This is a genomic window from Pengzhenrongella phosphoraccumulans (assembly GCF_045689905.1).
In the GTDB taxonomy this organism is placed as follows: domain Bacteria; phylum Actinomycetota; class Actinomycetes; order Actinomycetales; family Cellulomonadaceae; genus Pengzhenrongella; species Pengzhenrongella phosphoraccumulans.
Genome location: NZ_CP144210.1, coordinates 3,282,028 through 3,300,846 on the forward strand (window position 1 = coordinate 3,282,028; position 18,819 = coordinate 3,300,846).

General features: G+C 66.7%; 12 protein-coding genes. 11 read left to right on the forward strand and 1 reads right to left on the reverse strand.

Features of this window, described 5'->3' with window-relative positions; genetic code table 11:
* Window positions 1-63 precede the first annotated feature (63 nt).
* The 3 genes from VTA80_RS15140 (at window position 64) to VTA80_RS15150 (ending at window position 3,399) form a co-directional block, all read left to right on the forward strand.
* The gene (locus tag VTA80_RS15140; protein WP_407341918.1) at window positions 64-903 is read left to right on the forward strand and encodes a carbohydrate ABC transporter permease; all 840 of its coding nucleotides are present in this window, start codon (window positions 64-66) and stop codon (window positions 901-903) included.
* Complete coding sequence (locus VTA80_RS15145; RefSeq protein WP_407341919.1) at window positions 900-2,258, forward strand: ABC transporter substrate-binding protein; 1,359 nt, start codon at window positions 900-902, stop codon at window positions 2,256-2,258. The genes VTA80_RS15140 and VTA80_RS15145 overlap by 4 nt, the downstream gene beginning before the upstream one ends.
* An 82-nt stretch (window positions 2,259-2,340) precedes the next feature.
* Window positions 2,341-3,399 (forward strand): glycoside hydrolase family 76 protein, encoded by a 1,059-nt coding sequence (locus VTA80_RS15150; protein ID WP_407341920.1) that lies wholly within the window; start codon window positions 2,341-2,343, stop codon window positions 3,397-3,399.
* Window positions 3,400-3,561: 162 nt separating this feature from the next.
* On the opposite strand, the gene VTA80_RS15155 is transcribed toward VTA80_RS15150, so the two are convergent.
* On the reverse strand, window positions 3,562-5,118 hold the full coding sequence (locus VTA80_RS15155) for an integrase core domain-containing protein (protein ID WP_407341921.1): 1,557 nt from the start codon (window positions 5,116-5,118) through the stop codon (window positions 3,562-3,564).
* A gap of 394 nt (window positions 5,119-5,512) precedes the next feature.
* Between VTA80_RS15155 and VTA80_RS15160 the strand changes: the two genes are divergently transcribed.
* From VTA80_RS15160 to VTA80_RS15195, 8 genes are all read left to right on the forward strand, one after another.
* Entirely contained in the window at window positions 5,513-6,187 is a 675-nt protein-coding gene (locus VTA80_RS15160; RefSeq protein ID WP_407341922.1) for an aspartate/glutamate racemase family protein, read from the forward strand.
* A gap of 222 nt (window positions 6,188-6,409) precedes the next feature.
* On the forward strand, window positions 6,410-7,108 hold the full coding sequence (locus VTA80_RS15165) for a hypothetical protein (RefSeq protein WP_407341923.1): 699 nt from the start codon (window positions 6,410-6,412) through the stop codon (window positions 7,106-7,108).
* 748 nt (window positions 7,109-7,856) lie between these two features.
* Entirely contained in the window at window positions 7,857-11,177 is a 3,321-nt protein-coding gene (locus tag VTA80_RS15170; RefSeq protein ID WP_407341924.1) for a TIM-barrel domain-containing protein, read from the forward strand.
* Complete coding sequence (locus VTA80_RS15175; RefSeq protein WP_407341925.1) at window positions 11,174-14,059, forward strand: TIM-barrel domain-containing protein; 2,886 nt, start codon at window positions 11,174-11,176, stop codon at window positions 14,057-14,059. Before VTA80_RS15170 ends, VTA80_RS15175 begins: the two co-directional genes overlap by 4 nt.
* 339 nt (window positions 14,060-14,398) lie before the next feature.
* On the forward strand, window positions 14,399-15,634 hold the full coding sequence (locus tag VTA80_RS15180) for an ROK family protein (RefSeq protein WP_407341926.1): 1,236 nt from the start codon (window positions 14,399-14,401) through the stop codon (window positions 15,632-15,634).
* On the forward strand, window positions 15,631-16,593 hold the full coding sequence (locus tag VTA80_RS15185) for a carbohydrate ABC transporter permease (RefSeq protein ID WP_407341927.1): 963 nt from the start codon (window positions 15,631-15,633) through the stop codon (window positions 16,591-16,593). Before VTA80_RS15180 ends, VTA80_RS15185 begins: the two co-directional genes overlap by 4 nt.
* Window positions 16,586-17,416 (forward strand): carbohydrate ABC transporter permease, encoded by an 831-nt coding sequence (locus VTA80_RS15190; protein ID WP_407341928.1) that lies wholly within the window; start codon window positions 16,586-16,588, stop codon window positions 17,414-17,416. Before VTA80_RS15185 ends, VTA80_RS15190 begins: the two co-directional genes overlap by 8 nt.
* A 122-nt stretch (window positions 17,417-17,538) precedes the next feature.
* Window positions 17,539-18,810, forward strand: coding sequence for an ABC transporter substrate-binding protein (locus VTA80_RS15195; protein ID WP_407341929.1), 1,272 nt, complete (start codon window positions 17,539-17,541; stop codon window positions 18,808-18,810).
* Window positions 18,811-18,819: the final 9 nt, after the last annotated feature.

Below are 18,819 nucleotides of genomic sequence, written 5' to 3' on the forward strand. Positions count from 1 at the left end.
ACAACGCATCTGCCCATCGTGACCCGAGTTCGGCGCCCCAGCAGACGTAAGGTCGCCGGCAAAGTGGCCTGGTACGTCGCTGTTGTGATGGTCAGCCTTGCCACGGTGATGCCCCTGGTCTGGACCGTGTCCACGTCCTTGAAGCCCGTCTCGGAGATCCTCGGGGGGTACCTCAACCTCATCCCTCGCGACCCGACCATCGAGAACTACGTCACGGTCTTCACCCAGACACCCTTCGCCCGCTACTTGCTCAACTCCTTCATCCTGGCGATGGCCGGCACGATCACGAACATCTTCTTTGGCAGCCTGGGCGGGTACGCGCTAGCCAAGCTCCACTTCGCTGGCCGGCGAGCGGTGTTCGCTCTGTTCCTGGCCTCGATGATGGTTCCCGCCATCGTGACGATGATTCCGACCTTCCTCATCCTGAGGTACTTCCCCTTGATCGGCGGGAACGACCTTCTCGGCCAAGGAGGATTCGGCCTCATCAACTCCTACGGCGCCGTGATCATCCCCTTCGCCGCGGGACCCTTCGCGGTGTTCTTCATGAAGCAGTTCTTCGAGTCCCTGCCAGACGAGCTCGGAGAGGCGGCACGGATCGATGGGGCGGGGGAGTTCCGGATCTTCGCCCAGGTCTACCTCCCGCTGGCCGCCGCGGGCATGGCCGTCCTCGGGATCCTTACTTTCCAAGCCGGCTGGAACAGCTTCTTGTGGCCGCTGATCGTGCTGAACAACCCCGACATGCTCACGGTCCAGGTCGGACTGTCGTCCTTCATCAGCGAGCACCAGACCGCCTACGGACCGTTGATGGCCGGGACCATCCTGTCCAGCGCCCCCGTGCTACTGGTCTTCGTTTTCGCCCAGCGCTACATCATCCAAGGCGTCTCCCACGTGTCAACAAAGTGACCGACGCCCCCAGCGGCGGCGACCTCCATGGACGACCGCTTCAGCCTTTCGCGCGATCCGCACCCAAAAAGAAAGAGAGTTCAATGAAGAATCCTACGAGGGCACTCGGCCTTGGCGCCGTGGCCCTGGTCGCAGCGATGACACTCACCGCGTGCGCAAGCGCCGGGACAGGTACCGATTCGACCGTGAAGACGAACGCCGCCACGAAGGAAGTGACCTTCTGGGGATCGTGGACCTCGGCCGAGCAGGTCGCCCAGCTCACCGCTCAGACGGCGGCGTTCAACAAGTCGCAGAGCACGTTCGAGGTTACCTACGTGCCCCAGGAGCTCGTCGAGCAGAAGCTCCTGACCGGAATGGCGAGCGGGCAGGTGCCGGACGTGGTGCTCTGGGACCGGTACCAGACTTCGCTGTACGTCCCCAAGGGCGCGCTGGCGAGCATCGACGACCAAATCAGCAAGGACAAGGTTGATCTCACACAGTTCTACGACCAGGCACTGGGCGAGATGAAGGTCGGAGACAAGCTCTACGGCCTGCCGCTTCTCGTCGACAACCGGTCCTTGTTCTACAACAAGGCCATCCTCGACGAAGCCGGCGTCACACCCCCCACGACCTGGGACGAACTCAAGGCGGCCGCCGAAAAGGTCACCATCAAGGACGGCGACAAACTGATCCAGGCGGGCTTCTCGCTGAGCGACCCGGGTCTGTTCAACATGTGGCTCGCCCAGGCGGGCGGCAAGGCGCTGAACCCCGATGACACCAAGACGGCGTTCAACAGCCCCGAGGGACTGAGCGTGCTCGCGTTCTGGAAGAGCCTGACCGATGCCGGCGTGTACCAGCAGGGCTTCGGTGAGGGTGTCGACGCCTTCGCGCAAGGCAACGTCGCGATGAAATACGACGGTCCGTGGGCGCTAGCGGACCTCGACAAGGTCGCTGGTCTCGAGTACGGCATCGTGCCGCCCCTGGCAGGGCCCGACGGCGGCCAGGGAACATCGATGGGCGGGTTCGGCCTAGTCATTCCTGAAGGTGCCAAGAACACTGACGGAGCCTGGGCATTCATGAAGTGGTGGACCACCGAACCCCAGAGCGGTATCGACTTCGCCAAGATCTCGGGTTGGATCCCGGCCAACAAGACCGCAGCCAATGACTCCTACTTCACGACCAACGACCACTACGCGGCCTTCATCGAGGCACTGAACGTCGCCAAGGTCCGCCCCAGCGTGACCGGCTACTCCGACGTCGAGGGCAAGGCCCTCATCCCGGCCCTGCAGCAGTTCATGTCCGGTGAACTCACAGCAGAGCAGGCCCTCAAGCAGGCGCAAGACCAAGGCGATCAGATCCTCGCGTCCAACAGATAGCCCGAAACGGAGGCCGCCTCGCCTTCCGCGAGGCGGCCTCCTGTCAGGTCCCCACGAGCACAAGCACACCGGACGGAAACCAATGCCCCCAACAGCCGCAACCACCTGGGCCACCCGAGCGGACACCGCTCAGCGAAGCCTCGAGCACTTCTTCGGCGCGTCCGAGCCCCAGCTCTTCAACAACAGCTACCCGTTGGAGCCAGGCGACAACGACACCTTCAACTACTGGTGGCTCGCCCACATCATCGACGTCCGAATCGACGCCTACCAACGGACCGGCGACCCCCGCTGGCTCGAGGCCGCGGCGCTCGTCTACCGGAACATCCTCGAACGAAACGACGGATCGCCCTTCAACGACTACTTCGACGACATGCTCTGGCTCGGGCTGGCGATACTCCGGCTACATGACGCAACCGGCGACCAGGGGTACTTGAACGACGCGCGCGCGATCTGGGACCACGTCGTCGAATTCGGCTGGAACGACCAGCACGGCCAAAGCGTGGCCTGGCGGAAGCAGCAGTTGCACTACAAGAACACCCCGGCCAACGGCCCTTTCATCATCTTGTCCTGCCGACTCGCCGCGCACAGCACCGACCCCCGATACCTGAGCTACGCGCAGATCGACTACGACTGGCTCACGAGCACCCTCGTTCGTCCCGACGACGCCTTCGTGGAAGACGGGATCGACCGCGAGGGCGACGGGCGAATCGACACGCAATGGCGATTCACCTACAACCAGGGCCTCTACATCGGCGCGAGTGTCGAGCTCGCACGCGCCACTGGCAACCGCGCCTATCTTGATCAAGCATCGCGCACGGCCATTACCGCGATCCGCGAACTGGCCAACGGTGGAGTATTCACGGTCGAGGGCTCCGGCGGCGACGAAGGGCTGTTCAAGGGCGTGTACTACCGGTACGCGGGTTTGTTTCGCGGCGAACTCGACACCCAGTCTGAGGCGAGACTGGAGATCGAAGACTTCATCCGGACCAGCACGAATGCGCTTTGGGAACACGCCAAGGAGGCGGACATGCTTCTCGCGGGGAACGACTGGTCAACAGGGCCCACCGCGAAGACCGCGTACTCAACCCTCCTGAGCGCCATCATGGCCCTAGAAGTACGCGCCGACCTCGAACGCGCCTAACGCGCCGAGCCGAGCAAGCCCGAAAAGTCCACCGAGCGGTCCTGGCATCGCGGGTCGACCTCGGCGGGTCTGTCCGGGTAACGGTGTAACGGCTGGTCTGGTGTGATGTCTCAGGAGATCGTGCACGTTCATGTCTCGGGACATCGTGGACACGGGCATGTCTCATGACTTCGTTGACGGCTTTGTCTGGGCGGGCCCGTGCCAGCCGCGGCGTTCGGTGGGCTTGGGGTATGTAGCGATGGTTGTTCCGCCGGCGTCCGTGAGCGTCACCGTGGTCGCGTCCCAGGTGATGGTGACCTGCTGGCCGCATCGCTTGTAGCCGGCGTAGAACTTGGAGGCGAGCACGCCGACGTATCCGCCCTTGGAGACGGTCCGTTGCGCGGTCCCGTTGATCCCCGCGGAAGGGCTCTGGCCGGCGGTCTTCATCGGGGTGCCCTGCCTTGCGGTCCGCGGTCCGTAGTAGAGCCCGGTCGTCGATGGCCGTGGGTAGTCGATGAGGTGCTCACCGTCGTGGGTGAAGATCTCCACGCTCTGCTCGTTCCACAGGACGTGCACCTGCTGCCCGGCACGGCTCGTGCTGACGTAGAACAGGCAGCTCAACACCTTGACCTGGCCGTTTCTCTTGATCCTCACGGTGACGGTGCCTTCGGCCGCGTGCAGGGCCAGCGGCGTCCTGCTGCGCGTCCCCGCCGTCGGGGTGGCACTCATCCCGGTATCCGGCGGGCTCGTGCTCGTGGTTGTGCGCGCGGAGGGTGGGATCGAGGGCATCCGGGGTTCGGCGGTCGGCTCGGGGGCGGGCTCCGTGGCAGCCCATGCCTCAGCCGGGGTCGTGCCGCCCAATGCCTGGTGGCCGCGTTCGTGGTTGTAGTACAGGTCGAACTCGTCGACCAGCAACTGCAAGGTGGCGATCGTCTTGGCCGGCGGCCGGGCGTTGAGCCATTTCTGCAGGGTCTGGTGGAAACGTTCGTTCTTTCCCTGGGTGGTCGGTCGCTCCGGCTTGCCCGTGATGGGCTTGACGCCCAGATCGATCAGGTAGTCCACGAGCTTGCCGGTGAAGCCGCGACGGGTGGGGTTGAACGCGAGCCCGTTGTCCGACAGCAGCCGCTGCGGCACGCCCCAGCGGCGCACGGCTGTGGACACGACGAGCACGGCGGCCTTGGCCGTCTCACCGTCCGCGACGAGCGTCGCGACGGCCATCCGTGAGTGGTCGTCGATGACCTGGTGGATCGCCACGGGCGTGCCATCGGCCCGGGACCAGGCGAAGGCGTCGATCTGCCAGCAGCAGTTCGAGGCCGGGTAGACGAACCGGCGGTTCGCGGCCCGCGGCCGCTTGCGTGGCTCGGGTTTGGACACCCCGGCGGCCGCGAACGCGCGGGCAAGAGTGGCCCGCGAGGGCGCCGTCAGACCCTGCCGCCGCATCCGGTCCGCGACCGACAGCGGCCCGGCGTCGAGCCCTTGTTCGACGAGCCAGGTGCGCACCGCCAGCGCGTGCTCGAGCACGGCTGGGTCCGTGCGGCTCGGGCTGTGATGCGGGCGCCGCGAGCCCGGCTCGGTCGCGCCGACCCGCCCCAGTTCGCGGACCTGGGCGCGAATCTTGTAGAAGACGGAACGGCTAATGCCGTGCCGTTCGCAGAAGCGCGTCACGGCACCGCGCTCGGAGTTCTCGGGCCAGTTCGCAATCGCCCACCGCACGTCGGCGGGCACGTGGTTGAAGTCCATGCCCGAGACGAGCACACAGGTCAAGTGGCCACGAAGTCATGAACCAGACCGTCCACGTTGTCCTGAGACAGAACCGTCCACGAAGTCCTGAGACTTCACACGTGTGGAAGCAATACACCCAGGATCCCGAACGCTTCATGTGGGTATCCCAGCCCGCCCGACACTCGTGGGAGGGCTTCACCCCCTGAGCTCCAGATTGGGCGAGCCGCTCGCAGTGGTCGACTTTCTCATGGCCACGGACATCGTCGTCTGGCCTGCTGGCCGATGAGCGGCACGTGCTCGGGCCCCACGTCGTCATCGGGTCCCCGTGTCGCGATGAGCGGTAACTTGCGACCACACACGGCTTGGCCGTCAGCTCGCTAGGACTCGCGCACGTCGACGGGGGAGGACCCCAGTGCACCTCGGACTGATCGTTGGCATCGGGCCGGCCGCGACGGACTACTACTATCGCTCGCTCATCGGGCGGATGATGGCCGCGCAATGCGACCTCGAACTCACGATGGCACACGCCGACACCGCGACGCTCCTGGCGAATCAAGCAGCGGGGAACGTGCCCGCGCAGGTCGGCATCTACGATCGCCTCGCTCGCAGGCTGGCTGCGGCGGGGGCTCACCAGGTGGCGGTGACCTCTATCGCGGGCCACTTCTGCATCGAGGAGTTCGAGCGGCTCTCACCTTTGCCCGTCGTCGACATTCTGAGCGTGGTGAACGACGCCGTCCAGGCACGCGGCTACCGCCGGGTCGGTCTCCTGGGGACCCGGGGCGTCATGGAGTCCAGGTTCTACGGCGCGCTGCGCGGCCTTGAGGCTATTGCGCCGCCCGGCGCGGCCCTCGAAGACGTTCACGAGGCCTACGTGGCGATGGCCTCCACGGCACGGTGCACCGACGAGCAGCGCAGCACCTTCTTTGACGCCGGTCGCGCCATGGTCGAAGAGCGCGGCGCGCAAGCCGTGCTGCTTGCAGGGACGGACCTCGGGCTTGCCTTCAACGGGTTCGACCCTGGCTTTGCGGTGTTCGACTGCGCAAAGGCCCACGTCGATGCCCTCACGGCGGTAGCCAAGGCAAGCTGAGCGGGCGTCTGTTCCGCAGGGCAATGCGCGCCACGGGGCGCCGAACCCAGTCGCGGGGACTCTCGGGTGGCTGCGCGCCGTCGAGGCCGTTCGTGGGGTCTGCGGCCTTCATTTTGACGCTCGCTTACCTCGCCTTGCCGGCGCCGGCGATGCACGGCAACACGCCTACCTGGGTAATCGCAAGTACGCGAGATTGCGTCTTCCTCCCGGCAGCCTGCCGCGATGTCGACCGCGCGTTACCGGCACGGAGATCAGGCGGAGGACGACGTTCTCGTCCAAGAAGACCCTACTGTTGGCTGGTTCCTACTCTGGCTCCCCGGCAAGCGTCCTGACGACTCGAGCGGCGAGATCGACGCGCTCCTCGGCTACGAAGACCCGACCGTTACCGATGAGGAGCAGGTCGCACCGCTCGACCGTGAGCAGAACGCGACGGTCGACGGCCGATGGCGCCACATCAAGCACGCGAAGACCAAGACTCGCGTGTACCTCCGGCTTCAGCGCCAGTCCGCGGTTCCCGACGAGATCCGCATCATGGGCGTCGTCTCCCTGCCCTGGCGGCCCGGTGACCCGATCACGGGCCAGCTCCTGAGAGAACTGCCGACGGCCCGCATCGAAGCGGCGATCAACAAGCGGCTGTTCGCCGTCGATCGCACGATCACCGGAGGCAAGATTGAACTGGCGAGCGGTCGCAAGATTGCCGAGCGCGACCTGCTCAAACCGCTGGGCAATCCAAAGCAGACCCCAGAATTCTACGAGCTCGTCGCGCTCCAGCACGGCCAACTCACCGCGCATGGTGACGCGAACCCCTCCGCGACGATGGCCGAACTCAGCAGAGTCGCGATTAGCACCGCTCAAGGCTGGGTGGCGAAGGCCCGCATCCGCGGACTCCTCCCACACGGGCGTCGAGGACGCGCCGGATAACGACGGGAGGGCGGTAGCGAACTATGCATCGCCTCGGCGACGGCACCTAGCGCCGACGAACCGGCGAGTCGTTGCTGATAGCGGTCGCCGTTTTCGGGTTGCTGCGTTGTACGTGTCGGATGGCTAAAGGGGAGCGCTCAGGCTCTGCCCCTCGCGTGGGGCATCCAGATGGCTGGGTCGATCAGAGGGCGCGTCCTAACGTCGGCGAGGTGGTCGCCGATCCGCTGTGGGGTCCAGCCCCGGTGGGTGAGGAGCGAGTAGTACTCGGGGCTGTTCATCGACCACGAGGTCGGCAACGTGCTGGTGGTCCAGATTCGCGAAGCTCTCCAGCCCTAATCACGTGCGGTCCCGACGGGTCGCTGGCTTGACGCCGTGCCCCCGATCCGTTATTTTAAAACTAAATGAAGTCCCGAACATAGGAGTTCGATGTAGCGCATGGCTGCTCGTTGAGACGAAGTGGTCTCGCGGGCCGAAGCCGCCACCACGCGTGTGCCTACCTATCCGATCGCTGGCCAACCGAGATCGTGATCGCCAGTGACAACCAGGCTTGGTTTCGCCCAGATCGCGCGAAGGCTGGACCACGGTCAACCTCGGCGCCGTCCGCGCCTGTGGCGAGTGATCCGATCACACCGGAGATCGTTTCCCAACGAAAGACCGGCGAGCCAACGACGGCTCGACGCAAGAGGCCGCCCGTTGAGTGAGTTGACGGCAACCAGACCGGCTTCGGCCGGGGAGACGAGACTTCGCCATGACCCTTGCCCGTGTCGGCTATCGCAAGAGGATCCGAACACCGTTGCTCGTGGTCGTGGGGGCGATGCTTGTCGCGCTGCTGCCGACGACGGCCTGGGCGGGCAGTCTCGGCGGGGTGTCTCACGACCCCACCGGTGCCGATGAGCTGTACGCGAGCGGGCCAACTGAGCGGGCTCCGCGTGATCCGATGGCGGGTCAGGCGGTAGTGCTCAACGCCAGCACGTGGCCGATCTCCACCGGGCAGACCGTGTGGGTCACTTGGACCAAGAACGGTGTCAACCAGACCCCGATCGGGGCGAGCTTCGACTACAACAGCGGCACCAACTCGTACTGGAAGACGGCGTTGGGCACGTTCGTCCGCGGTGACAAGATCACCTACACGGTCAACGCCGACGTCGACGGCGCCAACGCCAAGGCGACGCTCCCCTTCTCATTTACCGTGACCTCGTGGAGCGGGCTGAGCAACGTCACGGGCTTCACGAACAACGGCACGTCGGTCGACGTGACGACCGGTGATACCGCGGGTTCCTACACACCGAAGGTCCGGTTCGCCTTTCCGGCCGACGATCGCTTTCATGTGCAGATTGCCCCGACCGGTACTGGGCTGAACATTGCCGGCGGTGCCGCGTACACGGTCACAGACAGTGCGGGGACGCTGACGATCGCCACGGCGAAACTGCAGCTCAAGATCCAGAAGTCCCCGTACCGCGTGTCGGTCTACAAGGGTGACGGCGTCACACTGATCGCCCGCCAGTACGACCCCGCGACCTTCCGCAACGTCGGCTGGGCCAGCGACGGCACCAGCACGGTCACCAAGATCGAAGACCACTGGCTCACACCCGCGGGCGAGCGCTTCGAGGGTTTCGGAGCACGCTACGACCGCATCGACCAGCGCGGCACCGACGTCAACAACTACGTGTACAACCAGTACCAGGATCAGGGCGCCACGCGGCGCACGTATCTCTCCACGCCCTTCTTCACGAACTCGGCCGGCTACGGGATCTACATCCCGAGCACCCGCTACTCGATCTTCAACGTCGGGACCTACCTGCCGGACCTGGCCGGGTTCACCGCCGACACCGGCGGAGCGGCCACCTCGACGCTGGACTACTACTTCTTCACCGGAACCAGAACCGAAGTACTCGACGCCTACACCGCCACGACCGCCCGTCCCCAGCTGCCCCCGAAGTGGTCCTTCGGCCTGTGGATGTCGGCCAACGAGTGGAACACCCAAGCCGAGGTCAACGCCGAGCTCGCCAACGTCACCAACTACGCGATCCCGCACTCCGCGATGGTTCTCGAACAGTGGAGCGACGAGGCAACGTTCTACCTGTGGCACGGCGCGCAGTACACCCCGAAGCCGGGAGCCAGCGCACTGACGCTGCCGGACCTGACATTCCCGGCCGGCGGTGAGTGGACGGACCCCAAGGCGATGGTCACCGCCGCCCACAACCAGAACGTCAAGGTTGTCCTGTGGCAGATCCCGGTTCTCAAGCAGAACTTCGACACCAACCCGGCAACAGCACCCCAGCAGCACATCAACGACCGCGACTACGCCGCAACCCAGGGCTTCGTGCTGGGCAACGGCACCGGTGCCCCGTACCGCATCCCGACTGGTCAGTGGTTCGGTGACAGCACCGTGCCGGACTTCACCAGCGTCGCTGCGACGAATTGGTGGATGAGCAAGCGCGCGTACCTATTCGACGACATCGGCATCGACGGGCTGAAGACCGATGGAAGTGAGGCGGTCTCGGGCCGCAACGTCACCGCCGCGGACGGCCGCAAGGGCGACGAGCTGCACAACGCGTACCCGAACGAGTACACCCGCGCCTACAACACCTTCGTCAAGTCGAAGACCGCCGGCCAGGGAGTCATCTTCAGCCGCGCAGGCACCGCAGGCGCCCAGGCCAACTCGATCTTCTGGGCCGGCGACCAGTCCTCGACGTTCGGCGCCTTCCAGGAGGCCGTGCGGGCTGGCTTGAGCGCCGGTCAGTCAGGTGTTCCGTTCTTCGCCTCGGACATGGCCGGCTTCACAGGCACGTTCCCGAGCAGCGAGCTCTACCTGCGCGCCGCAGCCCAGGCGACCTTCTCCCCGGTCATGCAGTACCACTCGGAGAAGTCCAACCCCGCCGTCTCCGAGGCCCGCACCCCGTGGAACGTGCAGGCGCGCACCGGTGACGCCAGCGTCATCCCGTCCTTCCGCAAGTTCGCCAACCTTCGGATGAACCTGATCCCGTACGTCTACACGGAGGCCAAGAACGCCAGCGTCACCGGGCTCCCGTTGATGCAGGCGATGAGCATCGCCTATCCCGCGGATGCGACCGCCGCGGCGCTGGACCAGCAGTACCTCTTCGGTCGCCAGCTCCTCGTCGCACCGATCACGACTCAGGGTGCGACGTCCAAGAACGTCTACCTGCCCGATGGTGAGTGGTACGACTTCTTCACCGGCGGCCGCGCGACCGGCCCCGGCACGAAGGTGTACAACGCCGGCACCGACACGATCCCCGTCTATGCCAAAGCCGGTGCGATCATCCCGCTCAACCTGAACGCGAACTACGAGCTCGGCGGGACGATCGGCAACAGCGTCACCACTTACCCGAACCTCGTGTTCCGGGTCTACCCGTCGGGGACCTCGAGCTACGCCTACTTCGAGGACTCGGCCAACCAGATGCGGACCCTGACCTCGACCGAGGCTTGGGCCAGCCATCAGGTGACCGTCTCGGTCCCCGCGCTGACCACGACCAGCACCCTGCAGGTCGCCAGCAGCTCACCGACCGGTGTCACCCGAGGCGGAGTGGCTCTGACCGCGCAGGCCAGCATCGCGGCTCTGTCCGCCGCGACCGAGGGTTGGTACTGGGACCCCATCCAGCAGCTCACGCACGTGAAGGTCGCGTCAAGCGCTGCGGCGCGCAGCGTCGTGCTCGCGGGAGTGAACAAGGCCGCCTACGAGGCCGAGTTCGGTGACCGCACCGGTGCGACGACCAACACCAACCACGTCGGGTTCACCGGCACCGGATTCGTTGACGGCTTCGACGCCAGCGGCGAATCGGTGAGCGTCCAGGTCAGCACTGTTGCGGGAAGTCACGCCCTCAAACTGCGCTACGCCAACGCGACCGGAACGGCCGCTACCCGAACCCTCTACGTCGACGGCGTCAGCGTGGGCACGGTCTCGTTGCCGTCACTGGCCACCTGGGACACCTGGGGAACCGCGACCCTCACCACGACGATGACGGCCGGCAAGCACACGATCAAGGTCGCCTACGACGCCGCCAACACCGGGGCCATCAACCTCGACAACGTCACGGCGGCCCGGCCATGACCCGCCGTGGGTTCGGACCCATCGCGGGCTTTGGCGTCCTGTGCCTCGCCGGCACCCTCCTGAGCGGCATCGGCGTCGCCAGCGCCCCGGCCGCGCAGGCGGCCACCCAAGTCGTCCAATACACCGCGGGCGGCAACTACCTGCTCGTCGAAGTCCTCGACGACGACCTGGTCCACTTCGAGACCGGCGCAGGCGCCGGACCCGGCACCGGGGCTGCGCTGTTCGCAACCGCCCAGGTCGCCAAGCGAAACTACCCCGGACCCACGAGCTTCACCCACGTGGGCGGCACCATCACGACCGCAGACCTTCAGGTCGTGATCGACCCCACCTCCCTATGCGCGACCGTCACCGACACCACGCGCACCCCGGACCTGCTGCTCAGCACGACATGCGCGCGCAACCTCGGGGCGGCATACAAAGGACTCACCTTCACCAAGTCCGCGATGCAAAACGCCTACGGCTTGGGCGAGCAGTTCTTCATGGGCGGCAGCGCCGACGGCGACTGGGTCGGCCGGCAGCGCACCTCGGCGGGCTCCTTCGGCAACGCCATGCTCTACGACACCGACAACGGCCCGGTCGGGAACACGCAGATCCCCGTGCTCTTCGCCGTCGGGGCGAACAACGCCAACTACGGGATCTTCGTCGACCAGATATACAAGCAGACCTGGGACCTGACCGGTGACCCCTGGTCGATGGACAGCTACGGCGACCAGGTCCGCTGGTATGTCATGAGCGGACCGGACCTGCCGAACCTGCGAGCCGACTACCTCGAGCTCACCGGCATGCCCCCCGTGCCCCCGAAGAAGGTCTTCGGGCTGTGGAACTCCGAGTTCGGCTACGACAACTGGGCCGAGGTGGACGGGATCCTCGCAGGCCTTCGTGCCGCCAAGTTCCCCGTCGACGGAGTCATGCTCGACCTGAACTGGTTCGGTGGCGTGACCGCCGGGTCGGACAGCACCCGGATGGGCTCCCTCGACTGGGACACCACGAACTTCCCCGATCCCACCGGCAAGATCGCCAGCCTGAAGGCGAACCAGGGCGTCGGGGTGATTCCGATCGAGGAGTCCTACATCGGCAAGGCCCTACCCGAGCACGCGAGCATGGCCAGCCAGGGATTCCTGGTACGGCAAGGCTGCTCCACCTGCGCCCCCACCTACCTCACAACCAACGACTGGTGGGGCCGCGGCGGGATGATCGACTGGACTCAGCCAGCCGCCGGCTCCTGGTGGCACACGAACCAGCGCAAGCCGCTCGTGGACGCGGGCGTCATGGGTCACTGGCTCGACCTCGGTGAGCCGGAGATGTACGACGGCGCCGACTGGACTGCCGGGGTTCTGCCAGGCAAGAACTCCCACGCCGACTACCACAACCTGTACAGCCTCAACTGGGCCGACAGCGTCGCCAAGGGCTACGCCGACAGCGGCAGCACCCAACGCCCGTTCGTCCTTGCGCGCGCCGGAGCCGCTGGCATCCAGCGCGACGGGGTCGCGATGTGGTCCGGGGACATCGGGTCGAAGCTGACCGCGCTGGCAGATCAGCAGAACGTGCAGATGCACATGTCGATGTCGGGGATCGACTACTTCGGCTCCGACATCGGCGGCTTCCGGCGGGAGATGCTCAACACCGACCTCAACGAGCTCTACACGCAATGGTTCGCGAACTCGTCCTGGTTCGACGTCCCGGTACGCCCGCACACCGAGAACCTCAGCGGAACCAACAAGACCGCGCCCAACGCGATCGGCGACGTCGCCAGCAACCTCGCCAACATCCAGCAGCGCTACGAGCTCACCCCGTACTACTACTCGCTGGCGCACAAGGCCAGCACCTCGGGCGAACCCCTGGTCCCACCACTCGTCTACTACTACCAGAACGACCCGAACGTGCGAGAGATGGGCAACGAGAAGATGATCGGCAAAGACCTCCTCGTCGGGGTCGTTGCCTCCGCCGGTGAGCGCAAGCGCGACATCTACCTGCCCGCCGGCACCTGGATCGATTACCACACGAACCAAAAGCTCACGAGCACGGGCCAGTGGTTTATCGACCGCCCCGTCTGGGTGAACGGCAAGTTCCAACTGCCGGTCTACGCACGGGCCGGAGCCATCCTGCCCAAGGCATTCGTCGACGACCAGACCATGAACGTGGTGGGCAAACGCGCCGACGGAACCACAAGGGACGAGCTCATCGCTCGCGTATTCGCGTCCACAACCGCATCGAACTTCACCCTGGCCGAAGACGACGGAGCGAGCACCGCGTACCAGGCTGGTGCAAAACGGACCACCGTCATCAGCCAACAGCTGTCCGGCTCAACCGCCACCGTCACCATCGCGCCCTCAACAGGCACCTACACGGGGGCACCGGCAAGCCGCCGCAACGTCGTCGAGCTCGTCGTCGACTCGACGCAGGCATCTGTGGTGACGTTGAACGGGACGGCGCTGACGAAGCTCGCCAACAAGGCTGCCTTCGACGCGGCCGCGAGCGGCTGGTACAACGCAGGGGGCAACCTCGTGATCGCCAAGTCCGCGGCCCTGGCCGTCTCGGCGAGCAAAGCGTTCCAGGTGACTCTCGGCCAGGCCGTGGTGTCGGAGACGCTCACCTGCACCAACGGCACCACAACGGCAGGCCAGTCGGTCTACGCGGTTGGATCCGTCCCTCAGCTCGGGGGCTGGGCGGTGGACAGTGCGTTCAAACTGTCCCCGACGAGCTACCCGACCTGGACCGGCACAGTCACCGGTCTTCCAGCGTCAACCACGATCGAGTGGAAGTGCATCAAGCGTCAGGACGCCAACTTGCCGGGAACGGCTGACCAATGGCAGACAACCGCCAACACCGTATTCACCTCGCCAGCCACGGGGAGCGGCGGGGTGACAACCGGCGGATTCTGAGCGTTGCACGTAGCTCCCGAGGGCCGCCCGGCCGACCAACCGGGCGGCTCTCGCCATGCGCTCAACGATACGAATCGGCACGCAAGGAACTGACCGGATCACCCGGGGCGAGTCAGGTCACGCGGAAGGTGATGAGCGCTCCCCAACGATGGCCCCATGCGACGCCCGGATGTGAGAACCCCTGTGTCGTGAGTGGCGTCCCGCCAGACGAGTGGTGGGTGAGCCCGCATTCACGCCAGCGGGTACGGGCCCAAGCGGCGCCGAGCTGAACCTCTGCTTGACGGGGAGCAGTTCCTCAGTTACTTTTGGTCTAAAGAAAGTCACGAACGAAGGAGTTCGATGTCTAGCCCGTATCGCCCCACTGCTCGCGGTGACCTGGTCCCGTCGGCGATCCTCGGGCTCCTCGGTACCCGTGGCCCGACCTCGCGGGCCGATGTCGCTCGGGCTTTGGACGTGAGCCCCGCGACGGTCACCCAGCTCACGAAGGACCTCATCGCACGCGGCCTGGTCGTCGAGCTCGACACCGCGCCGTCCCAGGGTGGGCGCCCCGGACGCCTGCTCGGCCTGGTGCGCTCGGCCGGCGGGGTCATCGGCGCGAAGGTCACGGCCGACCACGTCGCGATCGTCGACGTCGACCTGGACGGCACCGTGCGTGACACGACCTCCCACCCGTTCGACCCCGATGCGCCGGACGCGTTGGATGCGCTCGGGCACATCCTTCGTTCCGCGATCGCTGTCCACCCCGGGCACCTGCTCGGGATCGGCGTCGGGATCCCCGGCTCGGTGGACTCCCAGGCCTCCGGTGTGGTCCAGGCCCCGACGTTGGGCTGGACGGACGCGCGGGTCGGGGCCGTGCTGCGCAGTGCGCTCGGCGTCCCGGTACTCGTCGAGAACGACGTCAACGCCCTCGCGGTCGCCGAGCGGCTGTATGGGGCCGGGCGCGAGCACGGGTCCTACCTCGTGATCACCATCGGCCGGGGCGTGGGCTGCGGCATCGTCGTAGACGGAGCCGTGTACCGCGGCGCGTCCGGCGGCGCCGGCGAGATCGGCCACGTCCCGGTCACCCTCGACGGCCCCCTGTGCGGGTGCGGCCTGCACGGCTGCCTCGAGGCGCACGTCGGCCAGGACGCGCTGCTGCGCGCCGCCGTCGAGCGCGGGGTCCTTGGCCTCGCCGGCACTGCGACGGACCTGCGCCGGGCGGCCGACGACGGCGACCTGGTCGCCCGGGAGATCTACCGCGAGGCCGGCGCGACGCTGGGGCGCGCGCTGGCCGGCGTCGTGCACACCATCGACCCCGAGGTGATCGTGCTGCTCGGTGAGGGCATCGACGCGTGGGGCCACTGGGAGCCCGGCTTCGAGCCGTCGTTCCGCGGCCACCTCATGCCCGCGCGCCGCGGGATCCCGTTCGTGGTGGAGCCGTGGGACGAGGACAAGTGGGCGCTGGGCGCCGCCGCCCTGGTGCTGGCCACCCCGTTCGACGCCACCGGCGCGTCGGGTGACCAGGGCCGCCTGGTGCGCGAACGCCTGCACGCCGGCGCGCGCGGCATCGCCGTATCAGTCGGGGCCCGGCGATGACCACCACTGATCTAGCCGCGCTTGCGCCGGCCCTCGCGCCGACCTCGACCCGCGCCGTCCCGCCCGAGGTCCTGCGCACCCGCAAGCGTCGTGCGCGCCGCAACGTGTGGTGGGTGCTGTTCTTCCTGGCGCCGTCCGCCATCCCGCTGATCGCCTTCACCTTGGCCCCGATGATCGGCTCGGCGTGGGTGAGCCTGCACAAGTGGAACCTCATCTCGCCGATGCAGTGGGTGGGGCTGGACAACTACGTCAAGCTCTTCTCCGACCCGACCACCCGCCGTGTGTTCGGCCACACGCTGCTGTACATCGCGGGGTACCTGCCGCTGGTGTACATCGGCGGGCTCGCCCTGGCGGTCGCGCTGAACCAGGCCTTCCGCGGCCGCAACTTCTTCCGGGCCGCGTACTTCCTGCCGGTGGTCACGAGCTGGGTCGTGGTGGCGCTGGTGTGGCAGTGGCTGCTCAACCCGAACAGCGGGCTCGTCAACCAGGTCCTGGGCTTCTTCAACCTGCCCGAGCCGGGATGGTGGACCGACCCGTCCTGGTCGCTGGCCTCGGTGATCCTCGCCTCGGCGTGGAAAGACCTCGGGTTCGTCATGGTCATCCTGCTCGCCGGGCTGCAGTCCATCCCGGCCGAGGTCCAGGAAGCCGCCCGCGTGGACGGCGCCAACGCATGGCAGCGGTTCCGGCTCATCACGCTGCCGCTGCTGTCGCCCTCGACGTTCTTCGTGCTCGTGATCTCCCTGGTCAACGGCTTCCAGGTCTTCGACCAGGTGTTCGTGATGACAGGCGGCGGGCCCGCCGGGTCCAGCCAGGTCGTCGTCGGGCAGATCTACGACCTGACCTTCCGGTACGGGCGAGCAGGCGAGGCCTCGGCCCTGTCCTGGATGTTGTTCGCCGTCATCCTGGCCATCACCGCCATCCAGCTCCGCGGACAGAAGAAGTGGGTCGTCCATGCGTAAGCCACCGCTGCCCACCACCTGGCGCCGGTGGGCCCTGATCGCCGGCGTCACCCTCGGCGCGATCGCGATGCTCTTCCCGTTCCTGTGGACGATCATCACGTCCATCACCCCGCAGGGCACCCTCGCCGGCGGGCCGACCCTGATCGTCAAGGACCCGACCCTCGACGCCTACCGCACCCTGTTCGCCGCGCTGCCGATGTGGCGGATCGTGGCCAACTCCTTCGGCATCGCGGCCGTGTCCACCGTCGCGCAGCTCATCACCGGGTCGATGGCCGCCTACGCGTTCGGCCGCCTGCAGTTCCGCGGCAAGACCGCGATCTTCGGCATCTACCTGGCGACGTTGATGATCCCGCTGCAGGTGCTGATCGTGCCGCTGTTCATCGAGATGACCCGCCTCAACCTGCACGACACCTACTTCGCGCTGCTCGCCCCCTCGATCGCGTCGGCGTTCGGCATCTTCCTGCTCAAGCAGGCCGTCGAGGGCGTGCCACGCGAGCTGGACGAGGCCGCGACCATCGACGGCGCCGGGCACCTGCGGATCTTCACGATGATCGTGCTCCCGCTGGTGAAGCCGGCCCTGGCGACCCTGGCGATCTTCGCGTTCATGGGCAGCTGGAACAGCTTCCTGTGGCCACTGGTCGCCATCCGCTCCCCGGAGCTCATGACCCTGCCCCTGGGGCTGTCCACCCTGCAGGGCCAGTTCACCACCCAGTGGTCGGTCGTGATGGCGGGTTCCGTCGTGTCGATCGTGCCGATCGCGCTGGTCTACTTCTTCGCCCAGCGGCACATCATCGCCGGGATGGCGACCTCTGGGCTCAAGTAGCCGGCCCCCGCGCCCACCCCACCTGGCGCCGGTCACCCCGACCGACGTCGACCAGATTTTCCGTGCTCCACCCCGATGGTGACGACGCCACCGGCTATGAAAGGAACACCATGCACCGCAGCATGACGACCCGCCCCTCGCGAACGGCCCTGACCGTCGCGACCGGCGTGGCCCTGGCCCTGACGCTCACCGCGTGCGCGCAGGGTTCGGCCACCCGCGACGCCGCCCCCGCAGCATCGGATGGCCCGGTGACGGTGAAGTTCATGGACTTCTCCTCCAACGACGGCCACGAGGCCGACCTCGCTGCCCTGGTCACCACGTTCCAGGACGAGAACCCGGGCATCACGGTCCAGACCGAGACGCTGCCGTACGCCGACTACTTCACCAAGCTGCAGACCGCCGTCGCCGGCGGCACCGTGGCGGACACCTTCGAGCTGAACTACGAGAACTTCGTAACCTACGCCACCAACGGCTCGCTGGCCGAGCTCAGCGGCGTGGACGCCGCCGCGTACAAGGAGTCGCTGCTGACCGCCTTCACGCTCGATGGCAAGCAGTACGGCCTGCCCGAGTCGTTCTCCAACGTCGTGCTCTTATACAACAAGGGCATGTTCGACGCCGCCGGCATCCCCGCGCCGACCGCCGACTGGACCTGGAAGGACGAGAAGGCCGCCGCCGAGAAGCTGACCAACGCCGCTGCGGGCACCTTCGGCGACTACCAGCCGATCACCTACAACGAGTTCTACAAGGCCCTGGCCCAGTCCGGCGGCGAGTTCTTCAACAAGGACAAGACCAAGGCCACGTTCTCCAGCCCCGAAGGCATCGAGGCCGCGACGTGGCTGGTCGGCAAGTCCGGCACCACGATGCCGACCGAGGCCCAGGGCGCGGGCAGCCCCGACTTCGACTCGACCCTGTTCAAGTCCGGCAAGCTCGCGATGTGGCACACCGGCATCTGGATGTTCTCCGGGATGGCCGAGCAGGCCGACCTGAGCTGGGACATCGCAGTGGAGCCGGGCAACACCACCAAGGCGTCCGCCATGTTCACCAACGGCGTGGTCGTGTCGGCCAAGAGCGAGCAGAAGGAAGCCGCCCAGAAGTGGGCCGCGTTCCTGACCGCCTCGGACGCGATGGTCGAGACCCGGCTGTCCACGTCCTGGGAGCTGCCGCCCGTCGCGGATGAGTCCAAGCTCGCCGCCTACCTCGACCAGCCCGTCCCGGCCAACCGCCAGGCCGTGTTCGACTCCCTCGACGCCGTCGTGCTGCCGCCGGTCATCGAGGCCCAGCAGGAGATGCAGGACATCGTCACCGAAGAGCTCGGCAACGCCGCGGCCGGTCGCAAGACCGTCGAGGTCGCCCTGACCGACGCCCAGACCCGGGTCGACGCCCTCCTCGGCTGACCCACCGCG

Bases quoted from the DNA above. Each gene is read 5' to 3' on its own strand.
- VTA80_RS15195 (WP_407341929.1), top strand. From the start codon at position 17,539: ATGACGACCCGCCCCTCGCGAACGGCCCTGACCGTCGCGACCGGCGTG.
- VTA80_RS15170 (WP_407341924.1), top strand. From the start codon at position 7,857: ATGACCCTTGCCCGTGTCGGCTATCGCAAGAGGATCCGAACACCGTTG.
- VTA80_RS15175 (WP_407341925.1), top strand. From the start codon at position 11,174: ATGACCCGCCGTGGGTTCGGACCCATCGCGGGCTTTGGCGTCCTGTGC.
- VTA80_RS15185 (WP_407341927.1), top strand. From the start codon at position 15,631: ATGACCACCACTGATCTAGCCGCGCTTGCGCCGGCCCTCGCGCCGACC.
- VTA80_RS15180 (WP_407341926.1), top strand. From the start codon at position 14,399: ATGTCTAGCCCGTATCGCCCCACTGCTCGCGGTGACCTGGTCCCGTCG.
- VTA80_RS15165 (WP_407341923.1), top strand. From the start codon at position 6,410: ATGTCGACCGCGCGTTACCGGCACGGAGATCAGGCGGAGGACGACGTT.
- VTA80_RS15150 (WP_407341920.1), top strand. From the start codon at position 2,341: ATGCCCCCAACAGCCGCAACCACCTGGGCCACCCGAGCGGACACCGCT.
- VTA80_RS15190 (WP_407341928.1), top strand. From the start codon at position 16,586: ATGCGTAAGCCACCGCTGCCCACCACCTGGCGCCGGTGGGCCCTGATC.
- VTA80_RS15155 (WP_407341921.1), bottom strand. From the start codon at position 5,118: ATGGACTTCAACCACGTGCCCGCCGACGTGCGGTGGGCGATTGCGAAC.